Genomic DNA, 17604 nt, shown 5'->3' with positions numbered 1-17604 from the left:
TCCTATCCTACTATTGCATGATTGCTGCTTACTGGTTGACGCCAGCTTGTTCAAGCACTTCCTCGATACGTCCAACAAGGCGGAAGGCATCTTCCGGGATATGATCGTATTTGCCTTCCAGGATTCCTTTGAAGCCTGCAATTGTTTCTTTTACAGGTACATAAGAACCTTTTTGGCCGGTGAACTGCTCGGCAACGTGGAAGTTCTGTGAAAGGAAGAACTGTACGCGACGCGCACGGGCAACGACAAGTTTATCTTCTTCACTAAGCTCATCCATACCCAGAATCGCAATGATATCCTGCAATTCACGGTAACGCTGCAATGTTTGCTGTACTTGACGCGCTACATTGTAATGCTCTTCGCCGACTATATTCGGATCCAATGCTCTGGAAGTGGAAGCCAGCGGATCCACCGCAGGGTAGATACCTTGCTCGGAAAGCTTACGGTCAAGGTTCGTAGTTGCATCCAAGTGCGCGAATGTCGTAGCCGGAGCCGGATCTGTATAGTCATCGGCTGGTACATATACAGCTTGGATGGAAGTAACGGAACCGACATTCGTGGATGTGATCCGTTCTTGAAGCTGCCCCATTTCTGTGGCAAGCGTCGGCTGGTAGCCTACTGCAGATGGCATACGGCCAAGCAATGCGGATACCTCGGAACCTGCTTGTGTGAAACGGAAAATATTATCGATGAACAGCAATACGTCCTGACCTTCCTGATCACGGAAGTGTTCTGCCATTGTCAAACCAGTCAAGGCTACACGCATACGTGCTCCAGGCGGTTCGTTCATCTGACCGAAGACCATTGCTGTTTTTGAGATAACGCCGGAATCTTTCATTTCGAAGTACAAGTCGTTTCCTTCACGTGTACGCTCACCAACCCCAGCGAATACGGAAATACCGCCATGTTCTTGCGCGATGTTGTTGATCAGTTCCTGGATAAGTACGGTTTTACCTACACCCGCACCTCCGAAGAGACCGATTTTACCACCCTTGATGTATGGAGCCAGCAGATCGACAACCTTGATACCTGTTTCAAGGATTTCCGTTTCTGTTGCCAGATTCTCAAAATCCGGAGCTTCCCGGTGAATCGGATCCTTCTTGATTTCACCTTGGATAGGCTCATCCAAATCGATCGTTTCACCTAATACGTTGAAAATACGTCCTAGTGTAGCTTCCCCTACAGGTACGCTGATCGGCGCTCCTGTATCCACTACCTCTTTTCCGCGCTGTACGCCTTCCGTAGAAGACATCGCGATTGTACGAACACTGTCGTCACCAAGATGAAGTGCCACTTCCAAAGTCAAAGAAGTCGTTTCGTTCACTTGGACAACTAGTGCATTATAGATGGCAGGCAGGTGGCCGTTCGGGAAACGTACATCCACAACCGGACCCATAACCTGTGTAATGATACCTTTGCTCATCTGGATCCCTCCTATCTGTATTCTTAAGATTGCTGCGCAGCCGCTCCGCTGACAATCTCACTGATTTCCTGTGTAATAGCTGCTTGACGTGCACGGTTATAAGTAAGTGTCAGCTCATCAATCCGCTCGTTGGCATTATCTGTCGCATTTCTCATCGCTGTCATACGGGCTGCGTGCTCACTTGCTTTCGCATCTAGCAGCGCACCGTAAATCAAGCTCTCGGCATATTGAGGCAGCAATACCTTTAAAATTCCTTCTGCATCCGGCTCGAATTCGTACATACTCTGTACGGAACGACCGTTTTCCGCAGAAAGATCTGTTAATGGAAGCAGCTTCTGGGAAGTCACTTCCTGGGAGATGGCGCTGTTGAAATGGTTATAGAACAATACCAATTCATCGATTTCCTCTTCCAGGAACATTTCCACCGCTTCGGATGCAATCTGCTTGATATCAGCAAAATCAGGCTGATCAGGCAATCCGATGATTTCTTTGGCGATCGGCATATCATTCTTCCTGAAGAAGTCACGGCCGAATCGTCCGGCAGCTATCACCGTATATTCATCCGCAGAAGCATGCTGGTGCTGGATGGTACGATACACTTCACGAATGACGTTGTTATTGTAACCGCCAGCAAGACCGCGGTCAGCCGTGATGACAAAATAACCTGTCTTTTTGACTGCGCGTGTCTGCAGCATTGGATGTGTCGCATCACCTGATGCGGCGATCTGCGACACGACTTCCTGCATTTTTTCACTATATGGTACGAAAGCTTTTGCATTCTGCTCAGCACGAGTCAGTTTGGAAGCTGAAACCATCTGCATCGCTTTCGTAATTTGTTTCGTCTTTTTGGTAGAGTTTATCTTGCTCTGGATATCTCTTAAGGATGCCAAGGCGCATGCAGCCTCCCTTCGCTAAGGAATACGTGCAGCATTCCGGAATTTATAGAAAATGTTAGTTTACGACGAATGTCTTCTTGAATTCTTCGATAGCATTGTTCAGCTGCTCAGGATCAGCCGGGTTCCCGGTTTCTCTGATACCTTTCAGCAAGTCCGCTTTATTAGCTGCGAACCACGTATGGAATTCCTTCTCGAAACGGACAACCTGCTCAACAGGGATATCATCCAAGTAGCCATTTACGAGCGCATAGATGATCGTCACTTGTTTTTCAACAGAAAGCGGCTCATGCAGGCCTTGCTTCAGAACTTCCACTGTGCGTGCCCCGCGGTTCAAGCGAGCTTGTGTGGAAGCATCCAAGTCAGATCCGAATTGTGCGAATGATTCAAGCTCGCGGAATGCAGCCAAATCAAGACGCAATGTCCCGGCAACCTTCTTCATCGCCTTGATCTGTGCAGATCCGCCTACACGGGATACGGAAAGACCTGGGTTGATCGCAGGACGTACACCGGAGAAGAATAAATCGGATTGCAAGAAAATCTGTCCATCAGTGATGGAGATGACGTTTGTCGGGATATAAGCGGAAATATCGCCAGCTTGCGTCTCTACGAATGGCAAGGCTGTGATGGAACCGCCGCCTTTGGCGTCACTTAGCTTAGCCGCACGTTCCAATAGACGGGAGTGCAAGTAGAATACATCCCCCGGGAATGCTTCACGGCCCGGCGGGCGTTTAAGAAGCAAGGAAAGCTCGCGGTATGCTGCTGCTTGCTTGGAAAGGTCATCATATACGATCAAGACATGCTTGCCGTTATACATGAACTCTTCACCCATTGCCACACCTGCATAAGGTGCCAAGTAAAGCAATGGTGCAGGATCGGAAGCACCTGCTGCAACTACGATGGTGTAGTCAAGGGCACCATGCTTGCGAAGGGTTTCTACTGTACCGCGTACAGTCGATTCCTTCTGGCCGATTGCCACATAAATACAAATCATATCCTGGTCATGCTGGTTCAGGATTGCATCGATTGCAACGGAAGTCTTACCAGTCTGACGGTCACCGATGATCAACTCACGCTGACCGCGGCCGATAGGTACCAGGGCATCGATTGCTTTGATACCGGTCTGAAGCGGCTCATGTACAGATTTACGATCCATTACGCCTGGTGCCGGGGATTCGATCGGGCGTGTCTTGCTCGCTTCGATCGTGCCTTTGCCATCGATAGGCTGTCCAAGTGGATTCACGACACGGCCAATGAGCTCCTGTCCGACAGGAACCTGCATGATGCGTCCTGTACGACGAACTTCATCACCCTCGCGAATGCCTTTGTATTCTCCCAGAATGACGACACCGACATTCGATTCTTCCAAGTTCTGTGCAAGTCCCATGACACCGTTTGCGAACTCGATAAGTTCTCCGGACATTACATTATCCAGGCCATGGACACGTGCGATACCGTCACCAACTTGAATGACAGTGCCAACATCACTTACTTCTATTTCAGCGTCATAATTCTCGATTTGCTGTTTGATCAACGCGCTGATTTCTTCAGCTTTCATGCTCATGCGGTCTCACCTCTATCCTTATTTGCTCACATTTACTAAATTTCGTTCGATACGAGTCAGCTTATTCTTAATCGAGCTGTCGTAGATGGTATTGCCGATCCGTACTTTCAATCCGCCAAGCAGTGCCGGATCGATCTTATTATCAATGGAAACGGTTTTCTTCCCGAGTTTCTTCGCGAAAGTCTCTGCCACTGTCCGGCGCTCTTCTTCGGAAAGCTCCCGTACGGAATGGACTGTTGCTTGGACAGTACCCTGCTTTTCTTCATACAGCGCTTCGTAAGCATCCGCAACTTGCGGGATGCTGCTGATGCGTCCAGCATCCAATAACAGTTTCAGGGTATTGCGAATTTCGATACTTGCAGAGGCAAAACTGGATTCAATCAATGCTTTCTTTTTATCCAAGCTTATCTTTGGCTCTGACAGGTAACGGAGGAAGGCAGCATCGTTTTGTGCCACTTGTTTCGCTGTGTGCAATTCCGTTCTCACGGTTTCCGCGATATCGCGGTTCTCTGCCACTTCGAATAGCGCTTCTGCGTATCGTTTTACAATAGTCACATCACGCATGGCTTATCGCTCCAATTCTTTCACATAGTCACTGATAAGCTTATCCTGATCTTCGGAGGAAATTTCCTTCTCGATGATCTTGCTTGCGATCTGTACGGAAAGGGAGGCCACTTGTGCCTGCAATGCCTGCATCGCTTTTTCCTTTTCGTTGGCGATATCTTCGACCGCCGCCTCTTTCAGACGCTCAGCCTCGCGGCGTGCTGCAGCGATGATATTCTCTTCCTGCTGCTGAGCCGCTTTTCTGGCTTCTTCTATAATGGACTGTGCTTCAGCACGCGTCTGTTTCAATTCTTCCGCAGCCGTTTTTGCTGCTGCTTCAGCATCCTTGCGGCTTGTTTCCGCCATATCGATTTCATTCGATATATACTCCTGACGGTCCTGCATGACTTTCATCAATGGTTTCCATGCAAACTTCTTCAGAAGCAAAAGCAGGATGATAAAGCTGATAAGTTGAACCAACATGCTACCGATAGGTAATCCACCTACTGCAGCACCAATCGTAAGTGTTTGCAACTGTGCCACTCCTTTCGAGCTGAACTGTCATTTTCCCGATCCTTCGGGCTTTACAAAAAGAATGGCGAATATTCAAGACATAGAATTTCGCCATTCATTCAAATTATAGAGTACTTGCGATAAGTGAATTACATTACCATGAACGCGATAACTAGAGCGAAGATAGGGATGACCTCTACTAGTCCGATACCGATGAACATTGTAGTTTGCAGTCTTCCAGCAAGTTCTGGCTGTCTAGCGATCCCCTCTACTGTGCGGCTAACGATCAAACCGTTACCAATACCTGCGCCTAGTGCGGCTAAACCAATTGCAATTGCAGCTGCTAATGAACTCATGTTAAATTTCCTCCTTATATTTAAGAAAACTGTTTTAATGTGCTTTTGATACTTTGTGCGACATGTAATTCATCGTCAGCACAAGGAATATATAAGACTGGATTGTCCCGATGAATAAACTGAAGCCCTGCCATGCGACCATAGGCACAACTGCCGCGATCGTCGTAAATGGCGGATAGGAACCAGCCAGGGACTCCCCAATCAGGGATAACAATACTTCCCCTGCAAAAATGTTACCAAAAAGACGCAATCCAAGCGTTAATGTATTCGCTACTTCCTCGATCAAATTCATAGGAAGCAGGAATGGCACCGGCCGGAGATAGCCCTTGAGGTACCCTTTTCCACCTTGCATCTTGATTCCATAAAAATGGGTGAGCAAGATGACCATCGTGGATAATGTGATAGTGGCTGCAGCATCGGATGTGGGTGATTTCCACCAAAGATCGTGGCCTACTACAACCATGACGATGACACCAAGCATGTTACTGACAAAAATGTACATGAAAAGCGTCAGACCCAACGGGAGGAATTGCTGTCCTGTCTTCCAGTCCATTGCGTCGCCAATCACTTTCTTTACGAAGTCGACTAGCATCTCCATCACGTTCTGGAATCCACGAGGCCTGCGCTGCAGGTTCCTGCTGCCCAGTACACAAATGATAAAGACTATTACAGAGGAGATGATGGTCATCAGAGATGTCGACAAGTTGAAGTCGAGCCATTCGATACCGAATGCATTATTCCACATTGGTGATCCGTGATTCAATTAAATTCACCTCTTTCGTTACTAGTCTTTTAAACTCGTGAAGAAACTATCTATAAAGATAATGATGTAGCCAGCAGCTAAACCAATAACCACTGCAGTAAGATGAAAATAAGCGTCGAAACGAAGTGCAAGCATCACTGCCAGCACAGACGCTGCCATGCGGGATAAGGTGCCTAAGGTCGGTATTCTGCCATGTGTAGCGGCAGCTTCAGTGAACTGCCTTACTTTCCGTTGGAGAAGCCACATGGAGAAGAAGCTGACGGAGGTCCCCAGAAACAATCCGAGGAAAATGCGCTGGTACGGGGTGAAGCCCGCCCCAAGCATCAAAAGTGCCAGTAGATATAGCATCCATTTGTATTGTCGTGCACGGATCATCTTATTGACTTGCTGCATCTTCATTACTCCCATGCGTCTAAGACATACATTCACTGCTTTGATACTTATGTATGGAAAGCGGCAAATACAAGAAGGATGGATAAACCTGCGAACCATAAAAAGTATATAATAATAGCTAGTCCACCATTATTCTTCTACTGCGCCGGTGTATTGCCTGATCGACAGGGACGCTGCGCGCAAATCACGCCTCACTTATCATACAAGCTGCCCACCACACGCAATGTATAGAATACAATAGGCCTATTCATGGTGTCAATACAAGATTGTGAAATAAATTACAAAGTTAATAATTACCTTCCATGACAGCATTGGATGCGCTTCCACTATGGCGTATAAGCAAAGGTCTATCCGTCTTCAAACGCATAGGCCTTCGCTTACTATTATATAGGATTATCGACAGCTCATATATGACAATTCTGTGACACATACTTCACTTGTCTGTACTATTTACCGAGCATCTGGTCTGACAAATACAATGGCAGCTCGATATTCACATACTTTCCATCCTCTGTGCGAAGCTGGACCATTGCCAGATAGACACCGGGCTTCCCGGCCTCCCTTTTACTCATGCTTCCTTTCAGCAGCCCTGCATCCACATGTTTTCTAATCAGAAGCCGTCTGTCATGGATAAGTGTATCCGGATCATACAAATCTATCCGAAGTTCAGCAGCACCTTCCGGCAAATAGATCTGATAACGATATTCACCTTTCCGGTCGAGAGGCTTCCATTCCATCTCGAGCCCCATCGCCTTCGGATAATCCGCTTGCTTCACAAGAAATAAATAAGGCAGCTGCAGCTCCAGTTTACCATACTTGGCCGCTAGATAGCCTTGATGCAAACCAGCCTTCTGAATATCAGGATTGACAGAAAGACCGATTTTCATTCGTTTTGTTTCATGCGGATTCACTTTAACGTTCATTGGCAGCTGCCAGCGGATTCCGCTCTCCGCTTTTGGAGAATCGAACTGCAGCTGCTGCTGGACGTCACTGACATTATGGACAACCAGTGTATACTCAGCTTCCTGCTTTGAATCGAACTTTCCAAACCGAAGCAATGGATTTTCGATGATCAACGGTGCGGCAATCGCTTTTGCCGGCTGCATTTTTCCCATGCCTTGCTCGATGGGGTCATAGGGTGTCCCATCAGGCTTCAGGAGCTTCTGGGCTGTTGTCAGCAACGCACCGATTTGCTGCGCGTCTGTCCATTCCGGATGTGCTTCCTTGACCAGTGCGAGCGCGCCGGCCACATAAGGGGCAGCCATACTGGTACCTTGCAGTGCCTGATAGCCGGAGCCAGGTACGGTACTCCAAACCGGTGCCCCAGGTGCCGCTATCTCCGGCTTGATTGCCCAGTTCCTGGTGACAGGACCCCTCGAACTGAATGCGGCCATCCGGTTCTGAAGCTCTATCTGCCTCGCCGCCAACTGGACAGTCCCCTCATTTTCCAGGAGCCATTGGCCGTCTTTTTTTGTCACAGCGGCAACCGGAATGGATATCGGCTCCTTCCCATCTTCAATCGAAGCTTCCAAAGGACCGCTTCCATCATTATAAATAAGGACAGCAGCTGCATTTGCACGCTCGGCCGCCCTGGCTTTTTCTGCAAATGGAATTTTCCCTCTTTTAAATAGGACAATCCTTCCTGCTGCATCGGGAAGCTCTTTTTCTCCTGTACCGCCATCCAATATAGGCAAAGATCGGCGCTGCTGCCACGGTTCCGATCCTTGAAGCGGCACTATCGGAATCAGTTTCTTATGGAAGCTTTCATGTAAAACGGCTGATTTTTGGGGAGTTGTGATGGCACCGACAGACAATGCCTTGGTCGCAGTCGCCGGGGATCCCACCGTCCAATTGGCTGGCCCCTCATTGCCATTGGCTGTCACGACACTCACTCCCATTTCCACCGCTTTATTCACCGCAAGACTTGTCGGCCAATCCGGTCCATTGACGGAACTTCCCAAGGATAGATTGATGATATCCATTTTGTCTTCCACGGCTTTCTCGATGGCTGCGATCACTTGGACCGATGTTCCGGTTCCGCCCGGTCCCAATGCTCGATAGCTATATATCTCGGCATCGGGAGCAATGCCTTTCATTTGGCCATTTGCCGCGATTATACCAGCGACATGCGTCCCATGGATGGTTGCCTCCCCTTCTTTTGGCGTTGTCTCCATCGGATCATCATCCCAATCCACCACATCAAAGCCGCCTTTATAATTTCGCTTCAAATCAGGATGCTTGTAATCGATGCCGGTATCGATTACGCCGACCTTCACCCCTTTGCCGGTCACACCCGCTTCTTTTGATCCGAGGAACTCCTGTGTCACAAAAGGAATATCTCCTTCCCTCGAGGTTGCCTCATAGGTTTGTACAGGATGGATATGCAGGAGATGACCCTTCTGAAACAATACACGCAGCTGCGCATCTGTCCCGCGGAGTGCCAATCCCTGGAACAGGGTATCGAATTCTTCCACGATTTCAATGAATGGGTGATGCAGTTCCACATACTTGCGATAGGCAGCTGCATCCTCATCCAGTTCAATGATCACTGTCCTTTGCTCAGCTGCCTGAATCGGCTGGAAACCTGTCATGATGAATACGAATATAAACAACAAGCTGAATCGTTTCACAGCCTCTCCCCCCTTGTGCCATTAGGATGCACGAGTGATGACTCCCTATACAAAAAAACCAGCTGACTCAGTCAGCTGGTTCAAAAGGTGCAGGAGGTTCCGCCTGCAACCCGAAATAATATTGGAGATAATCTGCGATTCGTATCGAAGCCTGTCCATCCCCATAAGGATTGGATGCTTGTGACATTTCTTCATGGGCTTGTTCATCTGTCAGCAGATGATCAGCCATATCGAATATCGTTTCTTCATCCGTTCCGGCAAGCTTCAGCGTTCCGGCTTGAATTCCTTCCGGACGTTCTGTCGTATCCCGCAATACAAGCACAGGAACCCCAAGGGACGGCGCCTCTTCCTGTACGCCTCCGGAATCCGTCAGAAGCAAGTATGCCCGGGAAGCAAAGTTATGGAAATCGATCAGCCCAAGCGGATCGATCAGCTGAATCCGTTCATGGTTCCCAAGGATCCGATCCGCTATTTCACGTACAGCCGGATTCAAGTGCACCGGATAGACGATCAGTGTATCCGGATGTGCATCTGCAATTCTTCTGATTGCAGTGAACATATGCTCCATATTCTTACCAAGATTCTCCCGCCGATGAGCCGTGACAAGCACCAAGCGTCTGCCATCCGCCTGCTCCAGGATGGGATGCCGATAATCCGGTGCAACGGTAGTCTTCAAAGCATCTATCGCCGTATTTCCTGTAACCGCAATGGTTTCTGCGTCCTTATTTTCCTCAAGCAGGTTTTTTCGGGCTTGGGCAGTCGGGGAGAAATGCAAATCGGCAATCACACCGGTCAGCTGCCGATTGAGCTCCTCTGGAAATGGTGAGTATTTATTCCATGTACGCAAGCCTGCTTCGACATGACCGACTGGAATCTGGTTATAATAAGCAGCCAGCGATGCCGCAAAACTCGTAGTCGTATCACCATGGACGAGAACGATGTCCGGCTTTGCTTCCTGGTAAAGCTTGTCCAGTCCTTCCATCACCTTGGTTGTGATATGCGCCAGGCTCTGGCGTGCTTTCATGATATTCAGATCATGGTCTGGCTTGATATCGAATATATCCAGGACTTGATCGAGCATCTCACGCTGCTGCGCCGTCACCGTCACAATCGTCTCGAACTGCTCCGGCCGCTTTTTCAATTCAAGCACAAGCGGAGCCATCTTGACCGCTTCGGGTCGCGTCCCGAAGACTAGCATGACTTTCTTTTTACTTGGTGCCATACAGACGGTCCCCTGCATCGCCAAGACCTGGTACGATATAGCCATGATCATCCAGCTTTTCATCCAGAGCAGCTAAATAGATATCCACATCCGGATGCTCCTTCTTGATCACTTCCACGCCCTCAGGTGCTGCAATCAGGCACATCAGCCGAATCTGTTTCGCCCCGCGCTTCTTCAGGGAGTGGATAGCATCATTGGCAGATCCACCCGTTGCAAGCATCGGATCGATGACAATCAATTCACGTTCTTCAATATCAGAAGGGAGCTTGATATAGTACTCCACCGGCTGCAGTGTCTCCGGATCACGATACAAACCGACATGCCCCACACGAGCAGCTGGAATCAGACGCAGGATACCCTCTGTCATCCCAAGACCGGCACGCAATATCGGCACAAGACCGATTTTCTTCCCAGCAAGTACCTTCGTTTTCGTTTCCACGACAGGTGTCTGGATCGTAGTCTCTTCCATCGGCAGATCACGCGTGATTTCAAACGCCATAAGCGCCGCGACCTCATCCACCAGCTCGCGGAATTCCTTCGTGCCTGTATTCTTATCGCGTATGTACGTAAGCTTATGCTGAATTAACGGATGATCCAAAACAAAAACATTACCCATTCCGAACACTCCCTCTAAAAATATTCAAATCTTTAATAGTATACAGAAAGAGAATAAGGAACGCAATGAAAACCCGAAAAGCGGAAAAAGCCGGTAAGGAACGGAGAAGGAAGCCAGAAAGCACGGAGGTAGGCGCATTTTCCTTCCGCAGGGATTTATCGCTTCCGGCGCAGTTCCTGGCTTTTGGAGCTGGACATCAACCGAAAAGCAGAAAATGCCCCGCGTTGAGTGATAATGAAGTAAAATTTTCATAATATAGAAGGGTTTTATGTTATATTGGGAGTGCATAGCCAATTCCAGATAAATGGAATTCACGAATCACTTTGATGATTTGGATTGTACAAATGAGGAGGGAGGGTCCACCGCTATATGAGTGCGCTGATTGTAGTTCCTTTATATTTTATTGCTCTATCTATCATTTTCAGTTCTTTCAAAAGGAAGGAATCTAAAAGTACGAAAGGTGAAATGGCAAATTATAAAGCAATGAGCTTCTCAGCAGTTATTTTCCCTATCGGATGGTCCGTCATGGAAGTCTTTGGGCGATTCGCCCCATCTCTTTCATTGGAGGTTTATCGTAATTTCATGACGATGTTATTGCCAATCACAATCATAGTCTACGGCATTTCCCTATTTTTATTGCGTAAAGGTCTGAAAGAGACAAAAGCGATGAAATGAAAACTTCTGCAAAAATATCCTCCCATGCTCCTTGCTCCAGCAAATTTTTATTCACATACAAAAAAAGACAGCCGTGCACGGCTGTCTTTCAGGCTGTCGAGAAAGTCTCGACAGCCTTTTTATTTTGAGTTCACTTCTTTTTCTTACTTTTTTATAATAGAAGAAACGACTAAAAGGCGGTGCCAAGATGTTAAATTCCAGAGAGAATGACCAAACAGCTCTTGAAATCGTAACTATAGAAGAACTTGTCCCTGAAAACCACCTATTGCGTAAGATAGAAACCCACATAGATTTCTCCTTCATCCGTGAAAAAGTTCGTCCTTATTATTCGGCGGACAATGGCCGTCCTTCCCTAGATCCTCTTGTCCTCTTTAAAATGATCTTTATCGGCTACCTTTTCGGTATCCGTTCCGAAAGGCAATTAGAGAAAGAAATCCAGACAAACATTGCTTACCGTTGGTTTTTAGGACTTAAACTCACGGACCCAGTCCCTCACCACTCTACAATAAGCTGGAATCGTTGTAATCGATTCAAGGGCACAGATATCTTCCAACAAATCTTTGATGAAATTGTAGAACAGGCAATGAAGCATCGTATGGTTGGAGGACGCGTCTTATTCACTGATTCCACCCACTTAAAAGCCAATGCGAATAAAAGAAAGTTCATCAAGAAGGAAGTACAGGAAGCTACTCGTTCATATCAGGAAGAATTGGATAAAGCAATCCAAGAAGAACGTACAAAACAAGGAAAAAAGCTTTAAAGTCACGAGAGGAGGTGACAGAAACGAAAGTAGTGAAAGAAAGCACGACTGATCCAGAGAGTGGCTATATGTATCGAGAAGGAAAGCCTGAAGGCTTTTTCTACTTAGATCATAGAACTACGGATATGAAATATAATATTATTACCGATGTCCATGTCACGGCCGGAAATGTGCACGATTCACGGCCTTATTTGGAGCGCCTTGAACGACAGAAGGAACGCTTTAATTTTGATGTGGAAGCTGTCGCTCTGGACTCCGGTTATCTCACTACGCCAATCTGTCACGCCTTGAATGAACAGAATATTTTCGCTGTCATCGGTCACCGACGTTTTCATCCTACTAAAGGATTAATGCCTAAATGGAAGTTCAAGTATGTCCCAGAGAAAGATCATTATGTTTGTCCAAACGGACAAACATTACCTCTGCGAACAACAAATCGAGAAGGGTATAAAGAATACGCATCTGACCCTAAACAATGTACTGCTTGCCCACTGTTGGCCACATGTACGAAATCAAGAAATCATCGAAAAGTTATCACAAGGCATGTTTGGGAAGGTAGTAAAGATTGGGTGCGGGAAAATCGCCTGAGCCACTCAGGAAAGTTATTATATAAATTGCGAAAAGAAACGATAGAGCGAAGCTTTGCGGATGCGAAACAACTCCACGGGCTTCGCTATTGTAGGTTACGAGGAAGAGAAAAAGTGCAGGAACAGGCGCTGATGACAGCGACCTGTCAGAACATAAAAAAGATAGCCAACCACCTAGCAAAGCTAGGATAGGTAGGTGGCTGGCTATCTTTTTTATAAAACAGCCCTTTAAAGAAAGCAGAAGAGTATCGAATAAAAAAAGATTGTAGAGAAACTGGGATTTCTCTACAATCTGAAAGACAGCCGTGCACGGCTGTCTTTTTTCGCTTACTTATAAAGCGGGAAACGATCAGCCAACGCTTTGACGCGGCCTCTCACTTCTTCGAGTTTGGCTTCATCATCATGATGTTTCAATGTATCGGCAATGATACCGGCAAGCTCATCCATTTCCGCAAGCTCAAATCCGCGGGTAGTGACGGCTGCTGTACCGATGCGGACACCGCTTGTGATGAATGGACCCTCTTTGTCGAATGGAATCGTGTTTTTATTCGTTGTCACACCGACTTCATCCAGGGCATGCTCAGCATCTTTGCCCGTTAGACCCAGCTTGCTCACGTCAAGCAGCAGCAAGTGGTTGTCTGTACCGCCTGATACGAGACGAATGCCTTCTTTTGTCAGACCTTCCGCCAACCTCTGTGCATTATCGACGATTTGCTGTGCGTAAGCTTTGAAATCATTATCGAGGATTTCCTTGAAGCTCATTGCTTTTGCTGCGATGACATGCATCAACGGACCGCCCTGCATTGCCGGGAAAACTGCTTTATCGATCTGTTTAGCATACTTTTCCTTTGTCAGGATCATACCGCCGCGCGGCCCGCGTAATGTTTTATGCGTCGTTGTCGTGACAACATCTGCATAAGGAACTGGCGAAGGATGTACGCCCGCTGCCACAAGACCAGCGATATGCGCCATATCAACCATAAGATACGCACCGGCTTCGTCAGCGATTTCACGGAATTTCGCAAAATCGATGGCACGCGGATAGGCACTGGCACCAGCTACGATCAGCTTCGGCTTCACTTCGAGCGCTTTGGCACGCACTGCTTCATAATCCAGCTGCTCTGTTTCCTGATCCACACCATATTCCGTGAAGTTATACAGCTTACCGCTGAAGTTCACTGGACTGCCGTGAGTCAGATGGCCGCCATGACTGAGGTTCATGCCCAGAACTGTATCGCCTGGCTCCAAAAAGGCAAAATAGACAGCCATATTCGCCTGTGCCCCGGAGTGCGGCTGTACGTTGGCATGTTCTGCACCGAAGATTTCCTTGGCTCGGTTGATTGCCAGATTTTCTGCTACATCAACATATTCACAGCCGCCATAATATCTGCGGCCAGGATAGCCTTCCGCATATTTGTTCGTAAGTACGGAGCCTTGCGCTTCCATGACAGCCTGGGATACGAAGTTCTCGGATGCGATCAGCTCGATTTTGTCATGCTGGCGTCCTCTCTCGTCTTCAATAGCTTGGAATAGTTCTGGATCATTCGCTTGAATATGTTTCATCGAAACATGCCTCCTCGTGTATTGTTGATGTATGTCGTCGCCGATGTCAGTCAGGGTACACAGCCCTTGCGCCGCCGATCAGTTTAGGTCTTGTATAGGCTGTATTGATCCGGGCACCGCCAATATAGCGCTGTTTCAGACGGAATGGTACTGCCACAGGCTTCAGATGCATCCCTATCATCGTCTCCCCGATATCCATTCCTGCATCCGCCCGGATATCTTCAACCAATACAGGGTCCTCGAACTGCTCATAAGCGCAAGCAGCCATGCTTCCACCGGCTCTTGCAACAGGTTTCGCGGAAACTTCGGTCAAACCGTATTGCCGACTGATATGCTTCTCTACTACAATAGCACGATTTAAGTGTTCACAGCACTGAAATACGAGATTTATGCCAGTTTCTTTTTTCAGCCATTCCAGCTGCTGGTAAAGCAGTTCTGCAATTTCCATATTGCCGGCACTGCCGATCCGCTCCCCGGCGACTTCGCTTGTCGAACACCCGACCAGGAATAAATCCCCTTCATGTAAATGTCCGCATGATGCAAGCTCTCTTACAACGATCCTGGTGTGATCTGCGATTGCTTTCATGTACATCCTCGCTTTTACTTGTTTTCGTATTCGGTGATTTTATTCACGCGGTTCTGGTGCCGTCCCGCCGTGAATTCCGTTCCCAGCCATGTTTGAACGATTTCGCGTGCCAAACCAGGACCGATCACTCGTTCACCCATTGCCAGCATGTTGCTGTCATTATGTTCGCGGGTGGCTTTGGCACTGAAAACATCGTGTACAAGAGCTGCCCGGATTCCTGGTACTTTGTTTGCCGAAATACTCATACCGATTCCTGTACCGCAAATCAGGATACCGCGATCGAACTCGCCGCTTGCAACTCTCTCCGCTGCCGGTATCCCGTAATCAGGGTAGTCTACGGAACCTTCGCAATCACAGCCGGTATCCTCAAATTCGATATTAAGCTCCGTCAAAAGATCTGCAATTTCCTTACGAAGATTTACTCCACCGTGGTCTGATGTCAGAATCACTTTCATTTTGTTCATCCTTCCTTCCGAATTCCGCATGTTGTACGGATGCTTGTTTTGATAACTGGAACTGTTTCATCTGATCCCTCAGCTTGCCTGCCTGTTCCTCAAGCGATGCTGATAATTGTTCAAGATTGTGCATGACGGACGCTTGATCCTGTACAGATGCACTCACTTCCTGCGCACCGGCGGATGCCTGTTCTGCCAACTGCGCCACATCCTTGGACTGTTCCGTAACCGAAGCGATCTCTTCCCGCTGCTGCTGGGTAAGCTTCCCTATCTCCCGGATCGAAGAGGCGACCTGCGTGATGGCAGCTGTCATTTCCTCCATGACTACGCTGCTTTGGGAGCCTTTTTCTGCTTCACTCCGGGCCAGCGCCAACTGTTCATCGATCTCCGTCACGACCTGTCCGATATTCTGCTGGATTTCCTTGATGTTGACGGAAATGTCCTGTGCTGCCTGCCTGCTTTCATCAGCAAGTTTCCTGACCTCCTCGGCCACGACTGCGAAGCCCCTGCCCTGCTCGCCTGCACGCGCCGCTTCGATGGAAGCATTGAGTGCAAGTAGATTCGTTTGTTCTGCGATGTCACTGACAAGGAGGATGATCTGCTCGATTTGCGACGCATTCTTCTCAAGCTGCTTCACATTCCCGATCGAATGCTCCTGCTTCTTGGCAATACGCTGAATACCATGCACCAAATCCATTACCACTTCCTGCGAACTGTGTAATTTCCCAACCATGCCATTGGATAAATCCTGGGAATGGTCCGCTTTTGTACGCACATCCTCGGACAAAGCCGTAGCGTTATCAAGAGACTGTACAATACTGCCGACTGCCCCGGAGGTAGACTGAGCTCCCTCGGCCATAGTCTGCATGATCTCATCGATCTCGATCACCTTTTCAGACGCAGTCAATGTTTCATTTTGAATCCGCTTGGCATACTGATCATTCGCCTTTGCATTTGCATCGATGTCACTGATCACCGATTTCAGGTTATGGAGCATTTTTTGGAAGGCGCTTGCCAATGCACCAATCTCATCATTGGAATGGACAACCTCCCATTCTTCATCCAGGCTGCCATCCGCCGCCTTTGTTGCAACCCTCTCCAAATCCTTCAAGGGTTTCGTAATGAAACGCGCTGCTGAAAAGGCAAGTATCCCGGTCCACACCACACCTAGAAAAAGGGTGAGCAGGACGAGCACTGGGGAGGCGACATCCCAATATCGCTGTACAAAGGGGTGCACGATATAAATGAATAATGCACTGACACTATACGTCACCAATGCCAAAACCGTGGCGAAAATCGCCAGTTTGAAACGCAGACTGAAGCTTTTCATGACATAATCCACCATCCATGCTGATATTTTGGTATGAGAGTCTTTTTACCTACTTCTCATTGTGAATCTTTTCTGCCAATTTATCAACATAGAATTCCAATTCATGCAGCGTATCCCGATAAACTTCCACGGACCGTCCGAAAGGATCCATGATATCGGCCGCCGGCATACTTGCCTCAAGCTCCTGGATATACTGGATCTCCTGCTGATGGGCGTGCATGAAATCACTTTGGAAATCATCAGGATCCCCTTGGTAGCTGCTGGCGAAACGGACTCGCTTCGTTTCCAAGTCGGCATAGGCTTCCTGCAGGGATTTCCAGGATCCGGCAGCCTCCTGGGAAGCATACTCCGGCAATGTGTACAGTTTCCCGGCAGCATGCGGGTACTGCTCCAGCAACAGCTGCTTATGCTGTTCTGTCATCGTCAGGATCAAATCTGCCCAATCCACTCGTTCTTTCGTGACAGGCTTGGATTGGTGGTCGAACAGCACCCCCGCCTCTTCCATGACTGTCACTGCCTGATGGGAAGCAGGGGATCCGTCATGGGCGAATATACCAGCTGACTGTACCTCCACCTGCGGAAGCCGTTTCCGTACAAGTGCTTCTGCCATCGGGCTTCTGCACGTATTGCCAGTACAAACAAATAATAGTTTCATCCAGATATCTCCTTGCTTCTAAAATGGTGCTACTAGTAGTATACAACAGGTGAAGCATTCTTACATGTCATGGGAAT

General features: G+C 48.1%; 18 protein-coding genes. 2 read left to right on the top strand and 16 right to left on the bottom strand.

The genetic code is table 11. The annotated features are described in order from the left end of the window. Positions 1-28: 28 nt before the first annotated feature. The 11 genes from atpD to upp all read right to left on the bottom strand — a co-directional run bounded on the left by atpD (position 29) and on the right by upp (position 10916). Positions 29-1423 carry a F0F1 ATP synthase subunit beta gene (gene atpD / locus MHI54_RS11980; protein WP_095214173.1) on the bottom strand — a complete coding sequence of 465 codons (1395 nt, stop codon included), beginning with the start codon at positions 1421-1423 and terminating at the stop codon, positions 29-31. A gap of 23 nt (positions 1424-1446) precedes the next feature. Further along, on the bottom strand, positions 1447-2313 hold the full coding sequence (atpG, locus tag MHI54_RS11975; protein ID WP_095214174.1) for an ATP synthase F1 subunit gamma: 867 nt from the start codon (positions 2311-2313) through the stop codon (positions 1447-1449). Between the two features lie 61 nt (positions 2314-2374). Continuing rightward, on the bottom strand, positions 2375-3880 hold the full coding sequence (atpA, locus tag MHI54_RS11970; protein WP_095214175.1) for a F0F1 ATP synthase subunit alpha: 1506 nt from the start codon (positions 3878-3880) through the stop codon (positions 2375-2377). 18 nt (positions 3881-3898) lie between these two features. Further along, positions 3899-4444, bottom strand: a complete 546-nt coding sequence (locus tag MHI54_RS11965) for a F0F1 ATP synthase subunit delta (RefSeq protein ID WP_340081549.1) — start codon at positions 4442-4444, stop codon at positions 3899-3901. A 3-nt stretch (positions 4445-4447) separates the two neighbouring features. Then, complete coding sequence (gene atpF, locus MHI54_RS11960; RefSeq protein ID WP_095214316.1) at positions 4448-4906, bottom strand: F0F1 ATP synthase subunit B; 459 nt, start codon at positions 4904-4906, stop codon at positions 4448-4450. A 179-nt stretch (positions 4907-5085) separates the two neighbouring features. Then, positions 5086-5292 carry a F0F1 ATP synthase subunit C gene (gene atpE / locus MHI54_RS11955; protein ID WP_095214177.1) on the bottom strand — a complete coding sequence of 69 codons (207 nt, stop codon included), beginning with the start codon at positions 5290-5292 and terminating at the stop codon, positions 5086-5088. A gap of 34 nt (positions 5293-5326) precedes the next feature. After that, complete coding sequence (gene atpB, locus MHI54_RS11950; RefSeq protein WP_095214178.1) at positions 5327-6055, bottom strand: F0F1 ATP synthase subunit A; 729 nt, start codon at positions 6053-6055, stop codon at positions 5327-5329. Between the two features lie 21 nt (positions 6056-6076). Continuing rightward, a complete protein-coding gene (locus MHI54_RS11945) occupies positions 6077-6448 on the bottom strand; it encodes an ATP synthase subunit I (protein WP_095214179.1) in 372 nt (123 codons plus the stop codon). A gap of 446 nt (positions 6449-6894) precedes the next feature. Further along, positions 6895-9078, bottom strand: a complete 2184-nt coding sequence (locus tag MHI54_RS11940; RefSeq protein ID WP_340081548.1) for a S8 family serine peptidase — start codon at positions 9076-9078, stop codon at positions 6895-6897. Positions 9079-9145: 67 nt separating this feature from the next. Next, on the bottom strand, positions 9146-10300 hold the full coding sequence (gene wecB / locus MHI54_RS11935; RefSeq protein WP_340081547.1) for a UDP-N-acetylglucosamine 2-epimerase (non-hydrolyzing): 1155 nt from the start codon (positions 10298-10300) through the stop codon (positions 9146-9148). Continuing rightward, the gene (gene upp / locus MHI54_RS11930) at positions 10287-10916 is read right to left on the bottom strand and encodes a uracil phosphoribosyltransferase (RefSeq protein WP_095214182.1); all 630 of its coding nucleotides are present in this window, start codon (positions 10914-10916) and stop codon (positions 10287-10289) included. The genes wecB and upp overlap by 14 nt, the downstream gene beginning before the upstream one ends. 465 nt (positions 10917-11381) lie before the next feature. Here upp and MHI54_RS11925 point away from each other — a divergent pair, with 465 nt between their 5' ends. Further along, complete coding sequence (locus tag MHI54_RS11925) at positions 11382-11591, top strand: hypothetical protein (protein ID WP_340081545.1); 210 nt, start codon at positions 11382-11384, stop codon at positions 11589-11591. A 187-nt stretch (positions 11592-11778) separates the two neighbouring features. After that, positions 11779-13130, top strand: a protein-coding gene (locus tag MHI54_RS11920) for an IS1182 family transposase (protein ID WP_340081544.1) whose coding sequence is annotated in 2 segments (ribosomal slippage) — positions 11779-12346 and positions 12346-13130 — 1353 coding nt in all. Because the reading frame shifts where the segments join, the coding sequence is not laid out codon by codon here. A 135-nt stretch (positions 13131-13265) separates the two neighbouring features. Here the strand turns inward: MHI54_RS11920 and glyA are convergent. From glyA to MHI54_RS11895, 5 genes are read right to left on the bottom strand one after another with little or no spacing between them, the layout of a single operon-like run. Continuing rightward, positions 13266-14501, bottom strand: coding sequence for a serine hydroxymethyltransferase (gene glyA, locus MHI54_RS11915; RefSeq protein ID WP_340081543.1), 1236 nt, complete (start codon positions 14499-14501; stop codon positions 13266-13268). 46 nt (positions 14502-14547) lie between these two features. Further along, positions 14548-15087, bottom strand: coding sequence for a TIGR01440 family protein (locus MHI54_RS11910; protein ID WP_198946005.1), 540 nt, complete (start codon positions 15085-15087; stop codon positions 14548-14550). A gap of 14 nt (positions 15088-15101) precedes the next feature. After that, complete coding sequence (gene rpiB, locus MHI54_RS11905; protein ID WP_095214186.1) at positions 15102-15542, bottom strand: ribose 5-phosphate isomerase B; 441 nt, start codon at positions 15540-15542, stop codon at positions 15102-15104. Further along, on the bottom strand, positions 15496-16872 hold the full coding sequence (locus MHI54_RS11900) for a HAMP domain-containing methyl-accepting chemotaxis protein (RefSeq protein WP_340081542.1): 1377 nt from the start codon (positions 16870-16872) through the stop codon (positions 15496-15498). Before MHI54_RS11900 ends, rpiB begins: the two co-directional genes overlap by 47 nt. A gap of 49 nt (positions 16873-16921) precedes the next feature. Next, entirely contained in the window at positions 16922-17527 is a 606-nt protein-coding gene (locus MHI54_RS11895) for a low molecular weight protein arginine phosphatase (protein ID WP_095214188.1), read from the bottom strand. Positions 17528-17604 lie beyond the last annotated feature (77 nt).

Origin of the sequence: Terribacillus sp. FSL K6-0262, assembly GCF_037977385.1 — a bacterium.
Taxonomy (GTDB): domain Bacteria; phylum Bacillota; class Bacilli; order Bacillales; family Amphibacillaceae; genus Terribacillus.
This window is presented reverse-complemented; position numbering and strand designations above follow the sequence as displayed.